We start from the raw sequence: 10,858 nt of genomic DNA, 5'->3' as shown, positions 1-10,858 counted from the left end.
TGGTATTCTGTCAAGAAAGTGGACATGAATTAATGAGCAGTTATTTTAATAAGCCTACCGCGCTGCGCTTGCTGTACTTTCATGGAAGAGCAGTTAAAAAGCCAACTGCTCTTCCACGAAAGTTGTGAGTGGTTTCTGGGCATTTTTCTCTTTCAATTCTTGATACTGTGACTCGAAAAAATTAGGGGAGACATAGTCTAACGTGGAATGGATGCGTTTCTCGTTATAAAACGAGATGATGTAATCCAACACTGCCGTCTCTGCTTCCTTTCGTGTCTTGAACTTCATTCGGTAAATCAGTTCCTTCTTGATTGTCGCATGGAAGGATTCAATACACGCATTGTCGTAACAGTCACCTCTACGGCTCATGCTGATTTGGCACTGCTTCTCTTTAAGTAGTCCAGTATAAGCAACAGACGCATACTGGGAGCCCTGATCTGAATGGTGAATCAACCCTTCTTCTGGGGAACGGAAATGAAAAGCACGCTCCAGCGCCAGTTGAGGCAGCTGCGTGGATAAGGTGTTCGCTAAGTTAAAACCAATGATCTTACGAGAGAATAAATCCATCACCGTAGCCAGGTATAGCCACCCCTGACTTGTCCAGATATAGGTGATATCCACGACCCACACTTGATTGGGATGATCCGCATGGAAGTTTCGTTTTAATAAATTAGGATAAATCGGATGTTCATGATTAGATTGAGTTGTCACCGTATAGTGAAAAGGCACTGTAGCGCATAAACTCAGCTCTCTCATATAGTTTGAGACAGTCTTCTCTGAAAGTGGTACCCCTTGTTTCTTCATAATCCGTTGGATTCGGGGGCTTCCATAGACCTCCCGATTCTCGTAAAAAATTTGTTTGATTAACTTTAATGCCCCTTCTTTTTTCTTCTGCGAGGCACTTTGTACTTTTTCACGCCATTTATAGTAGCCGCTCTTTGAAACCTTTAGAACTTCGCACATCCTATTCACGCGGTATTCTTCCCGGTGCTTTTCAATAAATGAATAGATCACTGCGGGTTTTTTGAAAAGATGTGCATGGCTTTTTTTAAGATTTCATTCTCTTCCTTCAGTTCCTGGATTTCTTTTTCAAGCGCTCGTTGCTGCCTTAGCCGCTCGGTAGAGGTTACAAATTCTTCCCCATTACGTTTTCCTTCCAGTTCTTTTCGATGGTGACTTACCCACTTTCGCAAGGTACTGACAGGCACATCCATCTCCCGTGAAATTTCAATCTGTTTTCTTCCGTCTTCCACCACCAGCTTGACCAAATGCTCTTTCAGCTGATTATCTATTCGTTTCTTCATAATGGACACGCTCCATTCAGTTAGTTTGTTCTCTTTATCCAAACACGCTCATTGGATTATGTCCACTTTCTATACTACATTCAGAAGTATCCAACGAACGCGTTAAAGTGTCCAACCATTACATCGAACCGTCCAACAAACAAAAACGCTGCCCCTTGGGTTACGGGACAAGCGTTAGATTCATTTCTTTGGCATTTGCTCTTGCGCCATTCTCACCATTTCTTTCACCATATTGCCACCAATCGAGCCGCCGATTTTCCCCGCCTGTTCCGACGTTAGTTTTCCGTTATAGTCCTTTGATAGTGGAATGCCGAGTTCCTCCGCAATTTCGAATTTCACGTTATTGGGTGCAGATTTATCCACGTCGTAGCCTTGGGCTTGCATGATGTCCGCTTTCAGCTGATCTAACGCTTGTCGTGCACCAGGTACCAAAATTCTATTATTGCTAGCCATTTTATCTCCTCCAGTAAGCTGTAGTGTCCCCAAAATACAGGAAAACACACTGCAAATCGAATTCAGTACACTCTTTCGCAAGTAAACAAATTTTACTTCTTTCATTTTTCAATCAATTGGTTGATAATAATCGTACACAAACCGTGTGATGGGACATAAAAGGAGAAATTAATGTTGTCTATAACTAAACTTAAAAATAGTATCGGAACTACAGGTGTCACTTACGTTGTAATTGCTTTATTGACCGCGATTGCTAGCGAGATTAAAGTGATTCCTTTCAACGGGGAGAATTTCCGTTTCGGATTAGGAAGTATTACGTTCTTTTTACTCATTCTTATTCGTCCTTCTATTCCATTGATTCGAACGGGTCTTATCACGGGGATCACGGTGGTTTGTTTCCGATTAATTGGCGATTTTACGACTGAGACTATTTCATTTTGGGCAAGTTTACAAAATCACCTGCCTGCATTTTTGTATTATGTGCTATTTGCAATCGGATTTAGCATTATTAAAATTGAACCATACAAAGCGTTTCCATTACTTTTGGGCGCATGGGCTCTCCTTTTTGAATTTATCGGAAATAGCGCGGAGCATCTTATGCGCTATTTATTGTCAATGCATGTGGATTTAGGTTTTCGTGAATGGGCATTAATAGCTGGGACAGCTTTGTTTCGCAGTTTTTTTGTAGTGGGACTTTATAGCATGATCACGGTATCGGAACAAAAGAAACAGATGCAAGAAATGCTTGGCGTGGGTGCAGACTTATATGCGGAAAGTCTTTATCTACAAAAGTCATTGGACCATATTGAGCAAATCACGGCAGCGAGTCATGAGTTGTATCGGAAATTAAAAAAGGAAAATCTTCAAGAGTTAAGCGTGCAAGCATTGCTTATCACGCAAGAAATACACGAAGTGAAAAAAGACACGCAGCGGATTCTTTCTGGGATTTCCAGTATATCTACAGAAAAAAGAAATGATGTCCTCTTACTTTCGGAAGTACTAAGCTTGGTTGTTACCGCAAATGATAAATATAGTATTTTGCTTAGGAAAAAAATCGCTTTTCAACTATCGCTTTCAGTTGATTTCGAGACGACTCAACAAATCCCGTTGCTCGCACTATTGAATAACCTTACCGCAAACGCAGTTGAATCCATTGAGCAGAAAGGCGAAATTACAGTAACGGTATACGAAGAAGCGGCATACACCCATTTCATACTAAAAGACACGGGAATAGGGATTTTAGAAGAGGATTTACCAATTATTTTTGAAGCGGGTTATACGACGAAATTTAACAATCATGGCGTTGCCGCAACGGGAATCGGCTTGTCTCATGTGCAACATATAATACAAACGCTTGAAGGTCAAATTCAAGTAGAGTCTTTGGATGAAGAGACGATTTTTCAAATCCGAATTCCAACGAAGAACATTAGAAAGTGAGATGAATCAAGTTGCGCTATTTTATTATAGATGACGATACGGCCAGTCGAAAAATGTTGGCGAAAATAATTACGGAAGGTGAATTAGGTGTTGTCATTGGTGAGGCGGAAAGCGGAGTCAAATCACTCTCACTTGTCCATTCAACAAACCCAGATTTTGTCTTGATCGATTTATTAATGCCTGAACTTGATGGAATCGAAACGATGGAACATTTAAGAACACTGGGATTCCAAGGCCAATTCATTATGATTTCTCAAATTGTAAATAAGGAAATGGTTGGGGAAGCTTATGAAAAAGGTGTTGAGTTCTTTATACATAAACCAATTAATCGTGTTGAAGTGCAGAGCATCCTAAGGAAAATGTCAGAACAGTTCCGGCTGAAAAATTCGTTAATGTCTATTCGAGAATCATTAGCTCATATCGGTTCAACTGGAGTTTTACCGAAGAGGAAGAGCGTAAAAGAAATTGTTTATTCATTGTTAAATGAGTTAGGTATTATCAGCGAACCAGGTAGTGAGGATATGGTTTTGATGATGGAGTTTTTAATGAATCGTAAAGAGTCGAGCACTCAATTTCCTTCATTGAAAGATCTTTATGAGGCTGTAGCTAGTTCAAATACAACAGAGAACAAGGATATAAAGAAAGAAAGTAAGTCGATTGAACAACGAATCCGGAGAACGATTCTAACAGCAGTCACGAATTTGGCTTCATTAGGGTCAATCGATTATATGAATCCGAAGTTTGAATATTATGCGCCTCGCTATTTTGAATTTGAGGAAATACGGCGACGGATGAAAGAAATTGATCAAAACAGTAATGAATCAACGAAAGTGAAAATAAATATAAAGAAATTCCTTCAAGTGATGTACTTTGATACGGTTGAAAAACACAATCAATCTTAACGTACAAAACTAAGTTCATTAGGAAGAATACTGTAGTTATTACATTACGAAGAAGGTTTTAACTAATCTATTAAAACAAAATGTCGGATTTTGTCGGATTTTATAATGCCCACATATAATTGCTTACAAGTTCTAAAAAACGAATTCGTAAGCGTTTTCATATTTTGAAAAGAGGTGGGTACATGAAAAAATTTAAATTTACATTGGCGTATCAAATTTTACTAGGTTTAATATTAGGAATTACAGTCGGAGCAGTTTTCTTTGGCAACCCTGCAGTTGAAAAGTATCTGCAACCCATAGGGGACATGTTTATCCGGATGATTAAAATGATTGTTGTTCCCATTATTATTTCAACTTTAATCGTTGGGGTTGCGGGTACAGGGGATTTGAAAAAATTAGGTAAACTCGGTGGTAAAACACTCCTTTACTTTGAAATTGTTACAACAGTTGCGATTATTGTTGGTTTGTTAGCAGCAAATCTATTTAAACCAGGTGTCGGTTTGGATATCTCTACAATGGAAAAAGGGGATATTTCACAATACGTACAAACAACTGAAGAAGTATCGAATAATGGCATTATGGATATTATCGTGAACATTGTTCCGAGCAATATTATCCAGTCGATGGCTGAGGGTGACATGCTCGCAATTATTTTCTTCTCTGTCCTATTTGGTTTAGGTGTTGCGGCAATTGGTAAGAGAGGGGAGCCAATACTTGCCTTCTTCCAGGGAACCGCAGATGCGATGTTCTGGGTAACGAATCTTATTATGAAATTTGCCCCATTTGGTGTGTTTGCATTAATCGGTGTAACGGTTTCAAAATTTGGACTAGAATCCTTAATTCCGCTCGGGAAATTACTCGTTCTGGTGTACGCAGTTATGGCGTTCTTTGTAATAGTGGTACTAGGAGCTATTGCTAAAATGTGCGGGACAAGCGTTTTCCACCTTATCAAAGTCTTGAAAGATGAGCTATTGTTGGCTTATTCCACATCAAGTTCGGAAACGGTATTACCAAAAGTGATGGAGAAAATGGAGAAATTCGGATGTCCGAAAGACATTGTTTCCTTTGTCATCCCAACAGGCTATTCCTTTAACTTGGATGGCTCTACACTTTATCAAGCACTTGCAGCGATCTTCATTGCACAAATGTATGGAATTGAATTAAGTATTATGCAACAAATTACGTTGATGGTCGTGTTAATGGTTACTTCTAAAGGGATTGCGGGTGTACCTGGCGTTTCCTTCGTTGTACTACTCGCGACGCTTGGAACTGTGGGAATTCCGCTTGAAGGACTTGCCTTCATCGCTGGGATTGACAGAATTCTAGATATGGCAAGAACAGTTGTCAATGTAATCGGTAACTCATTGGCAGTCGTTGTAATGTCCAAGTGGGAAGGCCGATTTGATGGCGGTATGGAAAAAGAATACATGGCGACAATTGGTAAACCTAGCGTAAGCCAATAAGAAATCGTCAATACCAAACACTATAGTACACAAAAAAGCATGGCCCTCAAACTAAGAGGACCATGCTTTTTTTCCATTCCCCAATAAAGGGGGTGCACTCGGAAAATTTGATAGTTTTTTCAATCATACAAACTGTTCTTTCTGACGAATAATCATGTAACTCTCGTCAGTGCAGTTTGATAGGGCTGACTCAATTAGCCATTTCGGCGATGCAGTCGCAAGATGGTTGGTACGCGATCTGCTTTTTGAAGTCAGTCTTCAAGTTGCACTTCCACAAAAAACGTAACGCTTACTGCTTAGTAAACACATAGAGATTGGAACCTAATCACTCGGTTCTTGAAAAGTGTACCTCTCGCCAGCAAAGCAAATTTTCCGCCAAGGCTGTGCAATTCATCGTCAGAATCGCCTGTAGGTTACTCGTCTACTAAGGGTCATCCTCCGGTAGTTCCGCCTTGTAATCTACCTATACCCGGGTGAAATTAAGATAAACCACTTTAAACAGAAAACTTTTTTACGACTATATGTTGAATAAATGAATACCTAATATAAACTGAACGAATCTATAGATAGCATTCTCTAAAAAACACTTGAAAATTAGGAGTAAGAAAGAGAGTTTTTAGATTTCATAAACTAATGCTTGATTATGTAAGCCTTTTCATTGTATAATTTACTAAACCGATTTAGTAAACCGTTTTATTGAATTAATTATAGAACTAATAGCAGCTCGAATTGGCATAAAGGAGGAATTATGTGTCTTCAAATTTTAGTATTCTAACACTTGGTGATGGCCTTATTACGATGAATCCGGCAGATACTGGTCCTTTACGATTTGTAACAAATTTTTCTCGTAAAGTGGGCGGGGCAGAATTGAATTTTGCAATTGGATGCTCTCGTCTTGGTCTTAAGTCAAAATGGGTGAGCCGTTTAGGAAATGACGAGTTTGGACGGGTCATTTACAATTTCGCGCGTGGTGAAGGCATCGATGTGACGAATGTCGAACTCATGGATGGGTATCCTACCTCGCTAAACTTTAAAGAAATTCAAGAAGACGGTTCGGGCAAGACGTTTTATTATCGTCATCAGTCTCCTATGCTTACAATGGAGCCAAAAGATATTACGAAAGACATGTTTGAAGGAGTTGATGTGATTCATCTCACCGGCGTGTTTTTATCGATAAATCCAAAAAATATTGAAATCGTGAAACAAGTTCTTGAAATTGCAAAAGAAGCAGGAATTCCAGTCTCATTTGATCCGAATCTACGGTTGAAAATGTGGACGATTGAAGAAGCAAGAGCGACGTTTATGCAAATATTCCCGTATGTAGATATTCTCTTGACAGGACTCGATGAAATCGAACTAATTCTTGAAGATTCTTCAGATGAAGCACTAATTGACTGTGCAAAGCGTTTCCAAATAAATCAGTTCGTGATAAAAGATGGTGCAAACGGTTCAAGAGTTCTCACGGATGGTACTTGGTATGAAAAAGAAGCATTTAAAGTCAATCCTGTGGACACAGTTGGTGCAGGTGATGGATACGATGCAGGTTATATCTACGCATATTTGAATGGGTTTTCTCCGCAAGAAAGATTGGAATTGGCAAATGGCGTCGGAGCTCTTGTTACAACTGTATCCGGAGACAATGAAGGACTTCCTTACTTAGAAGAAGTATTGCCTTTCATCCGACAAGAAAAAGGTATCGAAAGGTGAGGTGGACAAGATGAAAGCTGTTCAAGTCAGGAAAGCGTATGACCTTGTCATCAATGAAGTCGAACAACCGAAACTAGTTTCTACTACGGATGTACTGGTGAAAACGAAGCGCGTAGGGATTTGTGGATCGGATATGCATATCTACCACGGAACGAATCCGCTTGCGACATTGCCGCGCGTGGTCGGGCATGAAGTAACTGGCGAAGTGGTGGAAACGGGAGTGGATGTCACAACGCTTAAAGTCGGAGACCATGTCGTCGTAGAACCGATTAGTTACTGCGGCGAATGTTACGCATGCCGCAAAGGACGTCCGAATGTCTGTGAACAACTATCGGTGTTTGGCGTGCATGAAGACGGTGGGATGAGAGAGTATTTCGTTCTTCCTGAAAAGCAACTCCACGCAGTCGATTCAACGCTTGATTGGAACGAAGCTGTTATGGCGGAGCCTTACACAATCGGCGCTCAAGCGACATGGAGAGGTCAAGTCGGGAAAGGTGATACTGTTCTTATCCAAGGAGCAGGACCGATCGGAATCTGTATCTTGAAATTCGCCAAACTACAAGGTGCATCTGTTATGATGACCGATTTAAGCGAAGAACGTTTGGCATTCGCACGGGAAAACGGAGCGGATAGGATAGTTCAAGTAGGGTCGGAAGATGTGAAAGAATGCGTGAAAGAGTGGACGCAAGGCGAGGGAGCAAACGTCGTCATTGATGCAGTGTGTCTGCCGATGACATTCGAACTGGGGATTGACGTTGTTTCGCCAGCTGGCACGGTTGTTGTCCTTGGTTTCGATGAAAGACCGGCTCAAATTCCACAGTTATTAATAACGAAAAAAGAGATAACCATTGTTGGTTCAAGATTGCAAACGAACCAAATGCCAAGAGTTGTTGAATTGTTAAACACAGGAAAACTTCGTCACGATGGATTAATCACACATACATTTGCGCTTGAAGATGTGCAAGAAGCATTTACATTTGTGGAGAATAATCCAGATAAAGTTCGCAAAGCTGTTATTGTATTCGACTAAGGGAGGCTAACAATCATGTCAAAGTTTGAAACTCATGCACAAATAGCGGAATCTAAAGTTGTTGCGGTCATTCGCGGAAGTGATGCAGAGGAAGCCATCCAGTTGTCAAAAGCGGCTGCTGAAGGTGGTATCCGGGCAATCGAATTGACGTATACGACGCCAAACGTTCAAAAAGTGTTCGAAGAGTTGCAACATGAGGACATCCTTTTAGGGGCAGGAACAGTTTTAGACCCCGAAACCGCACGTCATGCCATTTTGGCTGGTGCGAAGTTCGTCGTAAGTCCTCATTTCAATAAAGACGTTGCACGTATTTGCAACCGTTACGGCATTCCGTATTTCCCGGGTTGTATGACGATTCGTGAAATGGTGGAAGCGCTTGAATCAGGTTGTGACGTATTGAAACTGTTCCCTGCAAACGACTTTAAGCCGTCATTCATTAAGTCAGTGAACGGGCCATTACCGCAAGTGAAGATTATGCCAACAGGTGGTATCAATCTGGACAATATAAATGATTGGCTTGCTGCGGGTGCAGTTGCTGTTGGAATCGGTAGTGATTTGAATAAAGCATACAAAACGGGTGGGTACGAAGCAGTAGTGGAACTGAGTAAACAATATATAAACAAAATTTCACAATAAAAGGAGTGGCATAATGAATATTACATTTCGTTGGTATGGAAGAGACAATGACACTGTCACACTCGACCACATAAGGCAGATCCCTGGCACAAAAGGTATCGTATGGGCATTGCACCAAGTGCCTGCCGGAGAAGTTTGGAAAAAAGAAGACATTAAAGAAGAAGTCGATTACATTAAATCATTCGGTTTCCATGCGGATGTTGTTGAAAGTGTAAACGTTCATGAAGCTATCAAAATTGGCAATGAAGATCGTGCTAAATACATTGAAAATTATAAAGAGACAATCCGTAATCTTTCAGAGTTCGGTGTTAAAGTTATCTGTTACAACTTCATGCCAATATTTGACTGGACACGTACGGAAATGTTCCATCCGCTAGAAGACGGATCTACGGCGTTATTTTATGAAAAGGCAAAAGTAGATGGCCTTGATCCAAAAGAGTTAATTCGTACCGTAAGTGAAGCTTCAGATCTGACGCTTCCAGGTTGGGAACCGGAGAAATTGGATAAGATTACAGATCTTTTCGAAGCATACAAACAAGTGGACGAAGAGCAACTTTGGGCAAATCTTGAGATTTTCTTAAAAGAGATCTTACCTGTTGCAGAAGCTTGCGGCATAAAAATGGCGATTCACCCGGATGATCCACCTTGGTCGATTTTCGGTCTGCCACGAATTATGACAGGTCCAGAAAGTTACGAAAGACTGATTGCCATTTCTGACTCCGAGTCAAATGCATTTACAATGTGTACGGGCTCAATGGGCGCAAATCCAGAGAATGATATGGTTCAAGTCGCGAAGAAATACGCTTCACGTGCTCCATTCTCGCATATCCGTAATGTGAAAATTTATGATAACGGTGATTTCGTAGAAACATCTCATTATACGCAAGATGGCTCAATTGACGTAAAAGGTGTCGTCGAAGAACTCAATAGGCAGAACTACGATGGATACGTCAGACCTGACCATGGTCGCCATATTTGGGGAGAAGTTTGCCGACCAGGTTACGGATTGTATGACCGTGCTTTAGGCATCATGTATTTATTAGGATTATGGGACGCATATGAAACGAAAAAAGCGAATGGTGAATCATGATTCCAATTCATAACAACCTAAATGGACGGGTAGCCGTCATAACAGGTGGCAGTGGTGTTTTATGTTCAGAAATGGCGCGTGAATTAGCGCGCCAAGGTGTTAAAGTGGTAATTCTAAACCGCGACGCTGAAAAAGGTCAGAAAATCGTTGACAGCATTAAAGAAGCTGGAGGTACAGCCATTGCATTAGCGGCGGATGTGCTGGATAGAGCATCATTGGAGCGTGCAAGGGTTGAAACCGTTAAACAATTCGGCCAAGTAGATTTGCTCATTAACGGAGCAGGTGGCAATCATACTGATGCGATAACCGATCCGGAGATCTATGATGAACAAGAAGAGGGTAAAACTTTTTTCGATTTGGATGAAAACGGTTTTTCTGAAGTGTTTTCTACAAACTTTACCGGTACTTTTTTGGCAACACAAGTATTCGGAAAAGAACTATTAAAATCAGAAACACCTTCTATATTGAATCTCTCATCAATGAGTTCATATACGCCATTGACGAAAGTACCAGCGTACAGTGCAGCAAAAGCATCTATCAATAATTTTACGATGTGGCTAGCTGTTCACTTCGCGGAAACAGGGATGAGAGTAAATGCGATTGCTCCTGGTTTTTTCCTAACAACTCAAAATCGTGGTCTGCTGCTCAATGAAGACGGTAGCCATACTGCACGGTCAACTAAAATTATTGCAGCCACACCGATGAAACGATTTGGTAAACCTGAAGATTTACTTGGTGCAATGCTGTTTCTTGTTGATGAATCGTGTTCTGGTTTTGTTACAGGAACAACAATTCAAGTAGATGGAGGCTTCATGGCTTACTCCGGTGTATAATGG

General features: G+C 40.8%; 9 protein-coding genes and 1 pseudogene. 8 read left to right on the top strand and 2 right to left on the bottom strand.

Annotated features, from left to right (window positions below):
- Positions 1–93: 93 nt before the first annotated feature.
- Positions 94–1,304, bottom strand: a pseudogene (locus MKX62_RS23585) (IS3 family transposase).
- A 180-nt stretch (positions 1,305–1,484) separates the two neighbouring features.
- On the bottom strand, positions 1,485–1,757 hold the full coding sequence (locus MKX62_RS23575; protein ID WP_340742521.1) for an alpha/beta-type small acid-soluble spore protein: 273 nt from the start codon (positions 1,755–1,757) through the stop codon (positions 1,485–1,487).
- A 174-nt stretch (positions 1,758–1,931) separates the two neighbouring features.
- Here MKX62_RS23575 and MKX62_RS23570 point away from each other — a divergent pair, with 174 nt between their 5' ends.
- The 8 genes from MKX62_RS23570 (at position 1,932) to MKX62_RS23535 (ending at position 10,855) form a co-directional block, all read left to right on the top strand.
- The gene (locus MKX62_RS23570; protein ID WP_231885692.1) at positions 1,932–3,194 is read left to right on the top strand and encodes an ATP-binding protein; all 1,263 of its coding nucleotides are present in this window, start codon (positions 1,932–1,934) and stop codon (positions 3,192–3,194) included.
- A gap of 11 nt (positions 3,195–3,205) precedes the next feature.
- A complete protein-coding gene (locus tag MKX62_RS23565) occupies positions 3,206–4,096 on the top strand; it encodes a response regulator (protein ID WP_067211031.1) in 891 nt (296 codons plus the stop codon).
- A 182-nt stretch (positions 4,097–4,278) separates the two neighbouring features.
- Complete coding sequence (locus tag MKX62_RS23560) at positions 4,279–5,559, top strand: cation:dicarboxylate symporter family transporter (protein WP_067211029.1); 1,281 nt, start codon at positions 4,279–4,281, stop codon at positions 5,557–5,559.
- Positions 5,560–6,309: 750 nt separating this feature from the next.
- Positions 6,310–7,266, top strand: a complete 957-nt coding sequence (locus MKX62_RS23555) for a sugar kinase (RefSeq protein ID WP_187045347.1) — start codon at positions 6,310–6,312, stop codon at positions 7,264–7,266.
- 10 nt (positions 7,267–7,276) lie between these two features.
- The gene (locus MKX62_RS23550) at positions 7,277–8,296 is read left to right on the top strand and encodes a zinc-binding alcohol dehydrogenase family protein (protein WP_187045346.1); all 1,020 of its coding nucleotides are present in this window, start codon (positions 7,277–7,279) and stop codon (positions 8,294–8,296) included.
- Positions 8,297–8,311: 15 nt separating this feature from the next.
- On the top strand, positions 8,312–8,932 hold the full coding sequence (locus MKX62_RS23545) for a bifunctional 2-keto-4-hydroxyglutarate aldolase/2-keto-3-deoxy-6-phosphogluconate aldolase (RefSeq protein WP_340742520.1): 621 nt from the start codon (positions 8,312–8,314) through the stop codon (positions 8,930–8,932).
- A gap of 13 nt (positions 8,933–8,945) precedes the next feature.
- Positions 8,946–10,022 (top strand): mannonate dehydratase, encoded by a 1,077-nt coding sequence (gene uxuA / locus MKX62_RS23540; RefSeq protein ID WP_340742519.1) that lies wholly within the window; start codon positions 8,946–8,948, stop codon positions 10,020–10,022.
- A complete protein-coding gene (locus tag MKX62_RS23535; protein WP_187045343.1) occupies positions 10,019–10,855 on the top strand; it encodes an SDR family oxidoreductase in 837 nt (278 codons plus the stop codon). The genes uxuA and MKX62_RS23535 overlap by 4 nt, the downstream gene beginning before the upstream one ends.
- Positions 10,856–10,858 lie beyond the last annotated feature (3 nt).

The sequence above is a fragment of the Sporosarcina sp. FSL K6-5500 genome (assembly GCF_038005665.1).
Classification (GTDB): Bacteria; Bacillota; Bacilli; order Bacillales_A; family Planococcaceae; genus Sporosarcina; species Sporosarcina psychrophila.
This window is presented reverse-complemented; position numbering and strand designations above follow the sequence as displayed.